This is a genomic window from Stenotrophomonas sp. YJH_SMC_91, from assembly GCF_059368495.1.
Window position 1 is genome coordinate 219,040 of the sequence record NZ_JCAFRT010000002.1, and the last position, 13,335, is coordinate 232,374.

Here is a 13,335-nt window from a genome sequence, read left to right on the forward strand (position 1 = left end):
CGTGCGAAGCTTCACGCATGTTGACCCTGCAACGCGGCAACCACCACGGACTGCTCATCGCTCCGCGCTGGCCCTCCACCCGCATCCAACTGGAAGAAGAGGTACTGCAACGCCTGCTCGACGCGCAGGCGATGCTGCCTGCCGGGTTGCGCCTGCTGCTCACCCGTGGCTTCGAACCCGGCCACAGCCGTCTCGGCGGCTTCCGCCGCGCGGTACGACGGCTCGGCATCGCAGCATTCCGCACCTGCTACCCGCAACGCCGCGATGAGATCGATGCCATTTTCGGTGCCAACGGCCACGACATCGATGGCCGTCATGTCGATGTCTCACTGGTACTGCACGGCAAGCGGCTGCGGCTGCTGCCCCTGGGCGTGTTCACCCCACCGCGCTGGCAGGATCGTCGCGTTGCCCGTCATTCCGAAGCCGTCGTGCAGGTGAAGCGCAGCCTGCAGCAGTGCGGCTTCGAGCTGCATCACAACGCCACCGAAGCCCTGCAGATCCACTGCGACTATCGCCCGCGCTGACGCCGCGGTGGCCCATGCGTGCCGTGCCTCGCGCCATGGATGCAAATGATTCTCTTTTGCTGTAAGGTGCAGCCGCTGCCCTTGCCGCCGCGGGCTGTTCCCTTTCCCAGTTGTCGCCCGCCCCGTGTCCACGCCTGTCGAACCGACGGATGTCGCGCAGCTGTGCGCGGCCCATTACCGGCCGCTGCACGCCCATGTCCGCCGCAAACTCCCGCAACGCAGCGACGCCGATGACGTCGTCCAGGAAACCTGGCTGCGTGTCGTCAAAGTCGCCGCCAGCGGCCTGCTGAGCAACGGCCGCGCCTATCTGTACCGCGTCGCCCACAACCTGATCGCGGATCACTACCGGCAGCGCCAGCGCCGTCGCGAAGAGGTACTGGATGACACGCAGTTGCAGGCCATCGCCGATCCTGCACCACTGCCCGAGCAGCGACTGCTCGACGCCGAACAGCTGCGTCATCTCGATGCGATCATCGCCGCGCTGCCACCGCGCTCGCGCCAGGTGTTCCTGCTGGCGCGTGTGGAACAGATGGCCCTGGCCGAGATCGGCCGTCAGCTGGGCATCAGCCGGCAGACCGCGCACGGCCATCTGCTGCGCGCCCTCGTCGCCCTGCAGCAGGTGCCCGGCGCATGAGCCAGGACGCGATCGCGCGCGAAGCCGCACGCTGGTGGCTGGATGGACACGATGGCACCCGCGACGAGAACGCGTTCGACCAGTGGTGCCAGGCCGATTCGCGCCATGTTGCGCAGTACCAGCATCTGCAGCAGCTGTGGCAGGCCGGTGCCACCTTGCCCAGTCTTCAACGGCAACAGCAACGGCGGCAGCGGCGGCGCCTGGGCGAGGCCGGCATTGCGGTACTGCTGCTGTGCGCGCTCGGCCTGTACAGCCGCACCGCCTCGCCACCCGCTGCGCAGGTACTGCGCACTGCTGCAGGCGAGATCCGTGATGAAGCCCTGCCAGACGGTTCGCACGTCCTGCTGTCACCGGGCAGCGAAGTGCATGTGCGCGTCGATGCACAGCGCCGCCAGTTGCAGCTGCAGCAGGGGCAAGCCTGGTTCAAGGTCGCCGCCGATGCCGACCGGCCATTCCAGGTACACACTCCACAGGGCACGGTCACTGCGCTGGGAACCGCGTTTGATCTGGCCGTGCAGGGCGACAACAGCGTGGTCACGGTCACCGAGCACAGCGTCCGTGTAGAAAGCGGTACCGCCAGCGTGCAGGCCAGTGAGGGGCAGCAGATACGCTTCAACGGACAAGCGACTGCTGCAGCACATCCGGCAGACGACAGCACCCTGGCCTGGCGCGAACGGCGCCTGCATTGGGTTTCGGCGCCGCTTGCCGACGTCACCCAGGGGCTGGACCGTTGGCATGGCGGACATACCTGGATCGTCGGTGCACGGCTTCGCCAACGGCCGGTCACCCTACTGGGCAATGCAGATGGTGCCGCCAGCAACCGCGACCAGCTCGCCGCGCAGCTGCATGTGCGTGTACTGCGTATCGGCGCGGGCATGCAGGTGTGGTTGCCGCCGCGCGAGGAGCAGCGCGATGCACCCTGACATTGGGCCCATCACCGCGTCTACCCAGGATGACGACGCTCTGCGTCAGCCCCTGGAGCCCCCGATGCTGTGCCCCCGCCCCCTTGTCCTCGCCCTGTCGCTGGCCTGCGCCAGCACCGTTCCCCTGCTGCCAAACAGCGCCCACGCGCAGGCCGCCACTCGAAGCTACGATCTGCCCGCCCAGCCACTGGCGGCCGCGCTGGACGCCTACAGCCGGCTGACCGGTGTCGATCTGGTGATCGGCGCGGCGCTGCCCCCAGGTCATTCGGCGCCTGCGCTGCGCGGTGACTTCGACGATGCGCAGGCCCTGACGCGCCTGCTGGCAGGCAGCGGCCTGCGCCCGCGCTTCGTGGATGCGCGTCGTGCCGCCCTGGAACCGGCGCCGGCCGAACGCGCCGATGGCAGCCGCCGCACCGGCCCGCTGCGGGTGCAGGGTACTACCGCACACGGCCAGGCACCGGGTGCCGGCGCCAGCCAATATGTACCGGCCACCCGCGATGGCTTTGCGCCCTCGGTCGGCAGCGAGCGCGTGGCGATGGCCGAACGCCAGGAAGGCAACAGCCTGCTGCGCTCGATGCCTGGCACCCACAGCTTCCATTCGCGCAGCCAGCCGGGCCTGCAGGTCAACATCCGCGGCATGACCGGTGCTGGCCGGGTCAACACCATGATCGACGGTGTCACCCAGACATTTCGCAACAATGCCGGGCATGGCTCGGGTGGTCCGTTCGCCTATGTCGATCCTTTCCTGCTGGCCGGCGTGGACGTGCAACGCGGTGCGGTCGCCGGTGGTGATGGTGCGGGTACGCTGGCCGGCAGTGCCAACTTCCGCACGCTGGATATCGACGATCTGCTCGGTGAGGGCCGTGACTGGGGCCTGCGTGCAGGCTATCGCCACGGCAACAACGGCTACGGCAGCGGCCGTACCTTCGCCGGTGCCTGGCGCCACAGTGAAGAGGGTGGCGACCGCCAGTTCGGCCTGCTGGCCGCTGCCAGCAGCAGCCGCAGCAGCGAATACGCGACCGCGCGTAGGCAGAAGAACAACGCCGACCCGGGCAGCCAGCAGCCCAGCAGCTGGCTGTTGAAAGCACGCCTGCAGCCCAGCGACCAGCACCGGCTGGACCTGAGCCACATGCGTTACGAAAACAACTTCTACCACAACTATCCGTGGCAGATTTCCGCGCGCAACCAGCGCGCCAGCTACCACTACACACCCTATTCGCCGTGGATCGACCTGCGTGCAACCTTCGCCGGCAACAAGACCCGGCTGTTCTATCCGCCAGTGGAGGATTCCAGCTACATCGGTCGCCGCACCCACAGCAGCCTGAGCAGCTGGACCGTGGACAACACCAGCCGCTTCGACATCGGGGCACTGCAGGCGCGCTGGAACACCGGCATCAAGCACCAGTCGGACATCTATGTGGCCGACACCCCCGTCCTGCGCGGTGCCAACCCGCAAGGTCGCAGCCAGCTGGACAGCGTGTTCAGCACGCTGGAGCTGCAGTACGACATCTACGCGCTGACCGCCGGCCTGCGCCAGGACCGCTTCGGCATCCGTGGCCACATCCCGGTGTGCTCGGATGTGCCCGGCCAGTGCGCGGAGATCAATGGCGGCGGCATCGACGTGCGTCGCACCGAGCGCGCACTCAGCCCCAGCCTGGCGGTATCGTGGCAGGCCACCGACTGGCTGCAGCTGTTCGCAGAAGCCTCGCGTACTTCCCGCCCGCCGCGGGTGCAGGAGATGTTCTTCGAGAAGATCCCGCTGGAAGGCATGAGCGATGCCGATGGCGTGGGCGCCAACCCGTTCCTGCGCCGCGAGCGCTCGCGCAACCTGCAGTTTGGTGCCAACCTCAGCACCGACTCGCTGCTGGTCGACGGTGACCTGGCACAGCTGCGGATCACCCGCTTCGACAACCGCATCCGCGACTACATCAAGCCGCAGTACCTGCTGATCGTGCATCCGCCGGAAGTGGAACCGTTCGTGGTGCCGATCGACAGCGATCCGCAACTCACTGCCTGGACCGATGCGCTGGACGTGGACGACTTCAGCACCACCACGCGCTGGATGAACCACCCCGGCGTGGTGCGCATGCGCGGTATCGAACTGGAAGCGCATTACGCCAGCGAGCACTACCACGCCACGCTGAGCTGGACCCGCTCGCACACCAGTGCGCCGGCCATCGAGTTCGTCAACCTGGAAGACATCACCGCCCTGCCCGACCGCTACTGGACGCTGGACGTGGGCGGCCGCTGGTGGCAGCAGCGCGTGCAGGCCGGCCTGCGCGCCGAGTACTCCGGGCCGACCGAGGAAGGCTACGACTTCTTCCAGACCCGCAAGACCGGCGGCACCGGCGTGCTGCTCGACTTCTACGCCAGCTTCAAGCCCCAGGCCAACACCACGCTGTGGCTGAACATCGAAAACCTGCAGAACAAGGCCTATGACAACAATGCCTCGATCGACAGCATCTTCAGCCCGATCCTGGACCGCGGCAACGGCCGTGGCCGTACCGTCTCGATGGGCGTCAATGTGGCGTTCTAGCCGTCGCTGGCTGCCCGTATGCCTGCTCGCGCTGGCGACCGTGGCCAGCGCGCAGCCGATGCCTGGCTCAGTGATCGACCTGGCCAACGGCCAGCACCTGGACGAAGCCGCGTTCGTGGCGCGTGCGGCGGACGCCCGGAGGCTGCTGCTGGGTGAGCGCCATGACCTCGCCGGAGACCACGCCGCCCAGCGCTGGCTGCTGCAGGCGCTGCAGCGGCGGCGCCCGCAGGGTTCGCTGGTGCTGGAAATGATCGCCAGCGAGCGCCAGCCACGCCTGCAGCGGGTGCAGCGCTGGCTGGCCAAGGGCAACCAGGCCGAAGGTGCACGCCTGCAGGAACTGCTGGACTGGGATACGCGTTGGCCGTGGGCCGCGTATGGCGGGCTGATACAGGATGCTGCCGATGCAGGCACGCCGCTGTTCGGCGGCAACCTGTCGCGTGCCGAGGTCAACGCGCTGCTCGCGTCCACCGAGGGCGTGCGGTTCCCGGTGGCCGCTGCCCGCCAGCGCCTGTCGGCGGTGGTGCTGGCCCAGCACGCAGACGCAGCACCGATGCTGGAAGGGATGCTGGCCGTGCAACAGGCCCGCGACACACGCATGGCACAGGTGCTGCTCGATGCGCCCGCGCCGGCGCTGCTGGTAGCGGGGCGCTGGCATGTACTGCGCGATACCGGGGTACCGGGCTACCTGTCACCGGCTACGCCTGCGCTGGTGATCGCATTGGCTTCGCCGGGTGAAACCGTGGATGCGGCGGATGCCGATCTGCTGTGGGTGCTGGACGATGAGTGAGCGCGGCCAACACTGGCAGGCGATCACGATCACCGCCGTCCTGCACCTGCTGCCCCTGCTGCTGTTGGTGCACTGGGCGGCAGCGCCGCCGATGCTGCCGCCGCCGGAGCAGGACGTGCGCATCAGCCTGCGCCTGCTGGCGCCGGCCACGCCGCCACAGCCCGTAGAGGAGCGCCAGGCCGACACCCCCAGCCAGGCGCAGCAGGCGCGCGCATCGCAACCGGCAAAGTCGCCGCCGCCACCGAAACCCACCGCCGCGCGCGAGGGCGAGTTGGCCGCCAGCGAAACGGGCGGGACGGGTCGAACGCCGCTGCCGGTCGCCCCGCCGGCGGCCGCGACCGATGCCAGTCCCGCACCGGCATCGATCACGGCCGCTCCGCCCGCTCCAGACGCGCCACCGGCGGACTTCCAGGCCGGCGCCGCCAGCGACCAGTGGGAAGCCCGCCTGATGGCGCGGCTGGAGCGTTACCGCTATTACCCTGCCGCCGCACGCTCGCGCCGGCAGCAGGGCACTGCCTGGGTCAGGGCCAGCATCGACCGCGAAGGCCGCCTGCTGGCACTGCGGCTGGAACAGTCCAGTGGCCAGCCGATGCTCGATGACGCTGCGCTGCAGACCTTCCGTCGCGCGCAGCCGCTACCGCCCATTCCCGATGAACTGAAGGCACCACAGGAACTGGTGGTGCCGGTGGAGTACTACCTGCGCTAGGCGGCGTAGGCCTCCGCCTCGATCTCGAACAGCATGCCGTCCAGCGCCAGTCGCGGCACCGGGATCAGCGTGCAGGTGGGCGCCGCACGGTTCGGCCAGCGTCGCCGCACCTGGTGGGCAATGATGCCCAGCCGGTCCTCATCGTGGCCGACCACCAGGATGCGCAACCGCGCCACATCAACCAGGCTTGCCTGCGCCGAGCGCAGCGCGGTCTGCAGGTTGTCCAGCGCCTGCCCGACCTGGTCTTCGAAGCTGGGCGAGAGACGGCCCTGCGCATCTTCACCGCCCTGCCCGGCCACGTGGATCACCCGTGCCGGCAGGCGCACCACCGCCACGTGTGAGTAGCCGTTGGCCGAAGGATCGTAGAGGCCCGGTGGATTGAACAGCTCCAGCAGGCCATGGCTGAAGTCCGGTGTGGTCAGCAGGTTCATGCCGCGCGCCTCGTGGGGGTTGCCGGCAGTCTGTGACCTCAACCCCGGTTGAGGTCAAACGGATCCGGTGCAACAGACCGGTCTGCCACGCGCAACGATCACGCGATCCCGTGGAATCGAGCCTGCTCGACTTCCGCTGACGAAAAGCAGTCGAGCTATCTCGACTCTACAGAAGCGTGGTCACGTCCACGCCGGATCTGCGGTGAAATCGATGGTCAGCCAGAACGTGCTGCCCCGAGCATCCAGCCTGACCGCGATCTCGTCACGCATCGCATCGACCTCGCCCACCGAGCCCAAGGGCGTAGCCGGATCGGCCAGCACATGGATCTCGATGAAACGCATCCGCCCCATCTTCGCCACGTGGCTGGTGAAACCGGCATAGCCACGCTCGGCCACGAATGCCTGCATGACCTGCTGCACGCGCCGGTCCAGATCATCCGGCGCCACCTGCAGTACTTCGCGCATGGCCTTCCACGCACTGCGCGCCGGTACCGGCAGTACCGCCAGGCTGATCAATGCCAGCACGATCGAATCCAGGTACGGCACCCAGTGGTGCCACTCACCGCCATGCAGGACCAAGGCCAGTACGAAGGCCAGCACTACCGCCAGGCTCATCAACCCACCCAGCAGCCAGCCCCGTACATCCAGCCACAACAGCGCCGAGCGCAGGCGCCGCGCCCGCTGGGCGACGAACGCCGCCATCGCCAGGTTGCTGGCACTCAGCAGCGCCGCCCACCACAGCGCGGGCCCGAATTTCACCTCGTGTCCGCCCGTGGTCAAACCGATCACCGCGTTGGCCAGCGCATACACGCAGGCCAGCGACAGGATCACACCACCCAGCGCCTCGACCATCGGCTCCAGGTGCCAGTAGCCGTACTGGAAGCGCGGGCTCTGTTCCCGCGCCACCAGCCGCAGCACCGACAACGACACCAGGGTCAGGGCAACGTCGACCAGGCTGTACACACCGTCGAACAGGATGGCCTGCGATCCCACCAGCAGGCCACCGCTGAAGCCGACCACGCTGACCGCGATGGTGACCCCGATCGAGAACTTCAGGATGCGTTGCTCGCGCGCGGTATCCATCGTTCGCCGAAGGGCCGACCGTCGCCGGTCAGGCCTTCAGTACCTCCACCTTGTACGAGGTCACATCGCCGTCGTTCTCGGTGATGAGCCCGTGCACGTCCGACTCGAAGCCCGGGAAGCGGGCATTCTGCTCACGGGCGATGCGCAGCGACTGGATGATCGGCTCATCGCTGTCGCCAAAGCGCTCGCCCGGCATGATGGTCGGAATGCCCGGCGGGTACGGCACCAGCATGGTCGCGGCGATGCGACCACTGACCTGCTCGATGTCGACCCGCTCGATCTCGCCCTTCACCAGGTGGTTGTAGGCATCGGCCGGGGTCATCACCGGCGTCGGCAGATCCACGTACATCTCGCGCATCACCTTGGCCACCGCGAACTCCTGGTTGAACGCATGCAGCGCGTCGCACAGGTCACGCAGGCCCCAACCGGCGTAGGCATTCGGATAGTCGGCGGCCAGCGTCGGCAGTGCCTGGCTGAGCGGCGCATTGCGGTCGTACAGTTCCTTGAACGCCATCAGTTCAGTGACAAGGGTGCTCCACTTGCCCTTGGTGATGCCCATCGAGAACAGGAACAGCACCGAGTACAGGTTGGTCTTCTCCACGGTGATGCCGCGGCCCCACAGGAACTTGCTCAGCACCGCCGCCGGAATGCCCAGCTTGCCCATGCTGCCGTCCATCGCCAGGCCCGGGGTCAGCAGGGTCACCTTGATCGGGTCGATCAGAACATAGTCATCCACCAGGTTCTCGAAGCCGTGCCAGTGCGCATCCGGCTGCAGGTACCACTCCTCGCGCTTGGCCACCATCGGTGCCGGCGTATCGCCCTTGTCCAGACTGCGCTCGACCTGGGTCGGCTGCCACACGCTGAACCACCAGTCGTCGCGGCCGAGATCATCGCGGACGTGCAGCATCGCGCGGCGGAAGGCGATCGCCTCGTCGTGCATTTCCTGTACCAGCGAACGGCCGGCATCGCCTTCCATCATCTTCGACGCCACGTCGCAGGCCGCAATCACCCCGTAGTGCGGGCTGGTCGAGGTGTGCATCATGAACGACTCGTTGAAGCGCTCGGCATCCAGATTGCGCTGCGCCGAGTTGCGCACGTGGATCATCGAGGCCTGCGAGAACGCGGCCAGCAGCTTGTGCGTGGAATGCGTGGTGAAGATGATCGCATCCTGCTCGCGCGGCTTGCCCTTGGCCATGCCGTAGTGGTTCTCGTAGAACGGATGGAACGCAGCGTAGGCGTACCAGGCTTCGTCGAAATGCAGGAAGTCCACCGCGCTGCCGATCTCGTCGGCGATCTTCTCGGCGTTGTAGCACAGGCCATCGTAGGTGGAGTTGGTCACCACTGCGATGCGCGGTTTGGAGCCGGCCTTGTAGGCCTTGCTGGCCAGCGGGTTGGCGGCGATACGCTGCTGCAGCGACTCGGGCGTGAACTGGTCCAGGCTGATCGGGCCGATGATGCCATGCGCGTTGCGGCTGGGGGTGAAGTACACCGGCACCGCGCCGGTCATGATCAGCGCGTGCAGCAGCGACTTGTGGCAGTTGCGGTCGACGAATACCACGTCGCCGCGGGCCACTGTGCCGTGCCAGACGATCTTGTTGGCGGTGGAGGTGCCGTTGGTGACGAAGAAGGTATGGTCGGCACCGAAGTTGCGTGCCGCCTCGTTCTCGGCGTCCTTGATCGGACCAGTATGGTCAAGCAGCGAACCCAGTTCCGGCACCGAGATCGACAGATCGCTGCGCAGCGTGTTCTCGCCATAGAACTGATGGAACGCGCGGCCGACCGGCGATTTGGTGAACGCCACGCCGCCGGCATGGCCAGGCGTATGCCAGGAATAGTTCGACTCGGCCGCGTGATGGATCAGCGCCTTGAAGAACGGCGGCAGCAGGTTCTTCATGTAGTCTTCGGCCGCGCGCATCACCTGCCGCGAGATGAAGCTCTTGGTGTCTTCGAACAGGAAGATGAAGCCGTGAATGTACTTGAGCAGCTTGCTCGGCACCTTCTCGATGGTGCGGCGCTCGCCGTACAGGAACACCGGCAGGTTGGCGCGGCGCGCGCTCTGCTCGCGCAGGAAGGCGGTCAGGCGCTGGAACTCGCCATCCACCTCTTCGCTGCCATCGATCGAGATCAGCACCGCCGACGCCGCCACGTAGGTGCGGGCACCGGCACGGGCATCATCCAGGTTCAGGCCGCACAGCACGCGCTGGTCGTTGCTGCGCAGCTCTTCCACCAGGGCGCGGATCAGGATGCCGCCGATGCGCGGCGACTCGTAGTCGTTGTCGATGACAATGACCGGGTAGTCCAGGGACTTGAAGTACACGTTGATTCTCCTTGTCTAACTCAGGAACGCTGGGCGCCGGCGCTGATCGCCGAGGCCTCGCGGGCGCGCTGCCGCTGCTGGCGGCGCTCCTCGCTGAAGAAGGGATAGAACACGGTGATGAACAGCACGAACAGGAACGCGTACTGCACGATGGTTCCCGACGAGCCGTAGATCGCCCACAGGCAGTAAACGACGGTCAGGCTGGTCAGGGTCCAGAACGCACCGGTGTGGACCAGGGTGTGCGAGCGCTCGACCACGAAGTAGCAGGCCACGCACGAGTAGATGTAGGGCAGCAGGGTCAGCACCACCGCCGCCGATGTGATCACGTCGAACTGTGCCGACGCGGTTTCCGAGGTGGAGGTGACCAGCACCGCCAGGGTCATCAGCACGGCCACGATCAGCACGCCCTTGACCGGCACGTCGTCCTTGTTGGTCTTGCTGAAGATGCTCGGGAACAGGCCGTCATCGGAGGCCGCCTTGGCGCTCTGTGCGGTCAGCAGGATCCAGCCGCCTAGGGAACCGGCAGCGCCGATGAAGGCACACAGGCTGACCAGCGCACCGCCCCAGCCACCGACGGCCTTGGCCGCAGCCAGTGCGAACGGCGCATCGGAGGTCTGCAGTTCGCCATTGGGCACCATGCCCATGATCACCGAGGAGCTGGCGATATAGGCGATGGCAGCCAGGAACACGCCGGCCAGGGTGGCACGGGCCACGTTCTTTTCGGGGTTCTCGACCACACCAGCGGTGACCGAGGCCGACTCGACGCCAATGAAGGCCCACAGCGTCAGCGCCGCGGCGCTGGAGATCGCGCCGAAGTTCGATTCGCCGGACACGTTGTAGGCGCCCTTGAAAATGTCGGCATCGAAGAAGAACCAGCCGAAGATGGCGATGCCCAGGATCGGCACCAGCGCAAAACTGGTGGTGACGGTCTGCACCCGGCTGACGAACGCCGGACCGATCACGTTGGCGAAACTCAGCGCCCACACCAGGATCAGCACCGCGATGCAGCGCACCAGCGGCTCGGACAGGATCGGGAAGAAGTAGCTGAAATAGCCCACTGCGGCGATCGGAATGGCGACGTTGCCGATCCAGTTGGCGAACCAGTAGATGGTGTTGGTCTGGAAGCCCATGTACGGCCCGAACCAGTCGCGCGCATAGGCGTACGGGCCGCCCGCCTTGGGTGCCAGCTTGCCCAGCTTGGCGAACACGAAGGCCAGCAACAGCGCACCGGCGGTGGTGATCAGCCAGCCCCAGATCGAGGCGGTACCAATCTTGGCCAGGCTCGATGGCAGCAGGAACACGCCTGAGCCCATCATGTTGCCGGCGACGAGGAAGGTGGCTCCGACCACCCCGATTTTCTTTGCTTCTGCCATGACGATCTCCGGTACTGGCATGAGCCCGGCAGCACCGGGCGTGGGGACGGTTGCGCTGGCGTACGACCGCTGGCGCCTATTTGATGAAGTTGTATTGAAGGCTGCCCTGCACCCGGACCGTGTCGCCGCGTGCGCCGCCCTGCTGTTCCAGGCGGCCGTACAGCAGCTCCATGCCCATCGTCCACGACGGCGCGGGGCTCCAGATCAGGTTGAATACGCCGTACCGGCTCTGTCGGAAGGCATCGGCCGCCAGTGCAGCGTTCCGCTCCAGGGTCAGCTGGCCGAAGATCAGGTTCGATCGCCACAACTCGGACCAATAGTGGGTATAGCCGACGAAGCCGCCGTGCAGGTCCAACGCGTCGAGGCGGCCATCGGCACCGACCACCGCGTCCAGCCCGGAGCCGGTCAGGTCGGCGGTATAGCGGCTGAGGCCGCGTCCTCCCAGCGCACCGAACAGCAGCAGGTCGCGCTCGCCCACCGAGGCCGAGCCACTCAGCTGCAGGCCGCCGGCCATTCGCCGGTCGCGCTCGCCATCGCCGTCATAGGCCAGGCTGCGCGCCACCGCGCCCACCTGAAGGTGGCCCCAGTCGCGCTCCATGCGCGCGGTCACGGTTACGTCCGGCAGACGGTTCACCGCAGCCCGCTCATCACTGGCACCGGCAAGTTCAGTCTTCGGGTCTTCGGCCGCCACGGTCAGCGTGCTGCCCTTGCCCATCGTGAAGCTGTGGTGGATGCCGGCCACCAGCAGATAGCCGGCGCCACCCGGCCCGGCGAAGTCCAGCGTGTCGGGCAGGCTGTCCGGGTCCATGAAGCTGGAGTAGCCATAGCCGGCATAGGTATTGCCGAGCTGTCCATACGCATGCCGCAGGCGGAACTCGTAGCCATCGCTGCTGCCGAAGAAGTCGTTCTCCAGATAGAAGCGCAGGTTGCCGTGCGTGGTTGGACGCCGCGCCTCGAAGCTGAAGCGGGTCTGCTTGGCGTGGATGTTGAAGTTGGAGACATCGCGGTGGCTGCCGCCCACCGGCATCGACGAGGGAATGAACTGATCCTCGTCGCCGGCCGCGCGCGAATCGGCGATGGCATCCAGCTTGGCGTAACCGCCGATGCGGATCACCGTATCAGTGCCGGGTATGGCAAAGAACCCCTTCAGATCCGGGTCGGTCGGGCCCGCCGCACTGTCCGGTCGCGATGCCGCAGTGGACGGATCAGCGACCGAATCGCGCTGCGGCAGTACCGGCTGCGCCACACCCGGCACCTGGGTGCGATGGATCACGTCGGAAGGGGCGGCAGAGGCCATCGGCGCCATTGCAGGCGCGGCTGTTGCCTGCGCAGGCGCAGCATCGCGCTGCTCAAGCCGGTCCAGCCGTTGCTGCATGCCTTCCAGCGCCTGGCGCATGGCGGCCATCTCGCGCCGCAATGCCTGCGCATCCTCTGCATCACCCTGTTGAGCGTACGCCGGCGTGATCGCCAGTGCCCCCAGGCATGCCAGACTCAGTACGGCCAAACGCATTGCATCCTCCCCTGACGAACACTCGCATCACGGTTCCGGAGCGCATGCATGCGCCGCCCTGGCTTCGCGTTGCCGTTGCTGGAAATGCGGGTACTGCGTCGACGACATCGGCCAGCCTGCGCACGGCAGGCAACAGGACGATGACACTGCCCCGCCTGCACCCATGTCGACTCCATCAAGGCCGCGCTGCCAGAGAGGTGGCGACCGCAGCGGTCTGGGTAACAAGCACAGAGTGAGAGTGTCGTGAATGGCTGTGCCGGCCGACCCTGATCAGGGCGTGGCGAGCGCGGCATCCATCGCGCATTGACGCTGTATTCCATGCGTCAAAGGCTAGTCCGTTTGTCGCTTTTGGCCTTGATTGGAATCAAGGCACGATGCTTGATCTCAGTCACGATTCAGACGTGACGACGAACAGACAATGCGCAAGCGGTTGTGTTCGCCTGGGGCAGGAACGCAACAGGCCCGCATGTCACCATGCGGGCCTGTGGTCTACATCATCATGCAGGCGTGG

At 66.7% G+C, this 13,335-nt stretch carries 11 protein-coding genes; 6 read left to right on the top strand and 5 right to left on the bottom strand.

Annotation, left to right across the window (positions count from 1 at the left end; translation table 11 throughout):
• Positions 1-17 precede the first annotated feature (17 nt).
• The 6 genes from AC5P5X_RS04575 (at position 18) to AC5P5X_RS04600 (ending at position 6,110) form a co-directional block, all read left to right on the top strand.
• On the top strand, positions 18-524 hold the full coding sequence (locus tag AC5P5X_RS04575) for a hypothetical protein (RefSeq protein ID WP_024956788.1): 507 nt from the start codon (positions 18-20) through the stop codon (positions 522-524).
• A 124-nt stretch (positions 525-648) separates the two neighbouring features.
• On the top strand, positions 649-1,158 hold the full coding sequence (locus AC5P5X_RS04580; protein WP_049460409.1) for an RNA polymerase sigma factor: 510 nt from the start codon (positions 649-651) through the stop codon (positions 1,156-1,158).
• The gene (locus tag AC5P5X_RS04585) at positions 1,155-2,081 is read left to right on the top strand and encodes a FecR family protein (RefSeq protein WP_005413795.1); all 927 of its coding nucleotides are present in this window, start codon (positions 1,155-1,157) and stop codon (positions 2,079-2,081) included. The genes AC5P5X_RS04580 and AC5P5X_RS04585 overlap by 4 nt, the downstream gene beginning before the upstream one ends.
• A gap of 64 nt (positions 2,082-2,145) precedes the next feature.
• Positions 2,146-4,617, top strand: coding sequence for a TonB-dependent receptor (locus tag AC5P5X_RS04590; RefSeq protein ID WP_065184152.1), 2,472 nt, complete (start codon positions 2,146-2,148; stop codon positions 4,615-4,617).
• On the top strand, positions 4,604-5,404 hold the full coding sequence (locus AC5P5X_RS04595) for a ChaN family lipoprotein (RefSeq protein WP_060380504.1): 801 nt from the start codon (positions 4,604-4,606) through the stop codon (positions 5,402-5,404). The genes AC5P5X_RS04590 and AC5P5X_RS04595 overlap by 14 nt, the downstream gene beginning before the upstream one ends.
• Positions 5,397-6,110 carry an energy transducer TonB family protein gene (locus tag AC5P5X_RS04600; protein WP_099531030.1) on the top strand — a complete coding sequence of 238 codons (714 nt, stop codon included), beginning with the start codon at positions 5,397-5,399 and terminating at the stop codon, positions 6,108-6,110. Before AC5P5X_RS04595 ends, AC5P5X_RS04600 begins: the two co-directional genes overlap by 8 nt.
• Here AC5P5X_RS04600 and AC5P5X_RS04605 read toward each other — a convergent pair.
• From AC5P5X_RS04605 to AC5P5X_RS04625, 5 genes are all read right to left on the bottom strand, one after another.
• A complete protein-coding gene (locus tag AC5P5X_RS04605; protein ID WP_005410065.1) occupies positions 6,107-6,541 on the bottom strand; it encodes a RidA family protein in 435 nt (144 codons plus the stop codon). The genes AC5P5X_RS04600 and AC5P5X_RS04605 overlap by 4 nt on opposite strands.
• 180 nt (positions 6,542-6,721) lie before the next feature.
• Positions 6,722-7,624 (bottom strand): cation diffusion facilitator family transporter, encoded by a 903-nt coding sequence (locus AC5P5X_RS04610; protein WP_005413800.1) that lies wholly within the window; start codon positions 7,622-7,624, stop codon positions 6,722-6,724.
• 28 nt (positions 7,625-7,652) lie between these two features.
• Positions 7,653-9,941: an Orn/Lys/Arg family decarboxylase gene (locus AC5P5X_RS04615; protein WP_164225572.1), complete on the bottom strand. Its 2,289-nt coding sequence runs from the start codon at positions 9,939-9,941 to the stop codon at positions 7,653-7,655.
• Between the two features lie 20 nt (positions 9,942-9,961).
• Positions 9,962-11,314, bottom strand: a complete 1,353-nt coding sequence (gene adiC, locus AC5P5X_RS04620) for an arginine/agmatine antiporter (protein WP_005410068.1) — start codon at positions 11,312-11,314, stop codon at positions 9,962-9,964.
• Between the two features lie 76 nt (positions 11,315-11,390).
• Complete coding sequence (locus AC5P5X_RS04625; RefSeq protein ID WP_043034673.1) at positions 11,391-12,824, bottom strand: DcaP family trimeric outer membrane transporter; 1,434 nt, start codon at positions 12,822-12,824, stop codon at positions 11,391-11,393.
• Positions 12,825-13,335: the final 511 nt, after the last annotated feature.

What these genes read in the sequence shown, in the direction of transcription:
- AC5P5X_RS04575 (WP_024956788.1), top strand. Translation starts at nt 18, where the DNA reads ATGTTGACCCTGCAACGCGGCAACCACCACGGACTGCTCATCGCTCCG.
- AC5P5X_RS04605 (WP_005410065.1), bottom strand. Translation starts at nt 6,541, where the DNA reads ATGAACCTGCTGACCACACCGGACTTCAGCCATGGCCTGCTGGAGCTG.
- AC5P5X_RS04600 (WP_099531030.1), top strand. Translation starts at nt 5,397, where the DNA reads ATGAGTGAGCGCGGCCAACACTGGCAGGCGATCACGATCACCGCCGTC.
- AC5P5X_RS04585 (WP_005413795.1), top strand. Translation starts at nt 1,155, where the DNA reads ATGAGCCAGGACGCGATCGCGCGCGAAGCCGCACGCTGGTGGCTGGAT.
- AC5P5X_RS04595 (WP_060380504.1), top strand. Translation starts at nt 4,604, where the DNA reads ATGTGGCGTTCTAGCCGTCGCTGGCTGCCCGTATGCCTGCTCGCGCTG.
- AC5P5X_RS04625 (WP_043034673.1), bottom strand. Translation starts at nt 12,824, where the DNA reads ATGCGTTTGGCCGTACTGAGTCTGGCATGCCTGGGGGCACTGGCGATC.
- adiC (WP_005410068.1), bottom strand. Translation starts at nt 11,314, where the DNA reads ATGGCAGAAGCAAAGAAAATCGGGGTGGTCGGAGCCACCTTCCTCGTC.
- AC5P5X_RS04590 (WP_065184152.1), top strand. Translation starts at nt 2,146, where the DNA reads ATGCTGTGCCCCCGCCCCCTTGTCCTCGCCCTGTCGCTGGCCTGCGCC.
- AC5P5X_RS04610 (WP_005413800.1), bottom strand. Translation starts at nt 7,624, where the DNA reads ATGGATACCGCGCGCGAGCAACGCATCCTGAAGTTCTCGATCGGGGTC.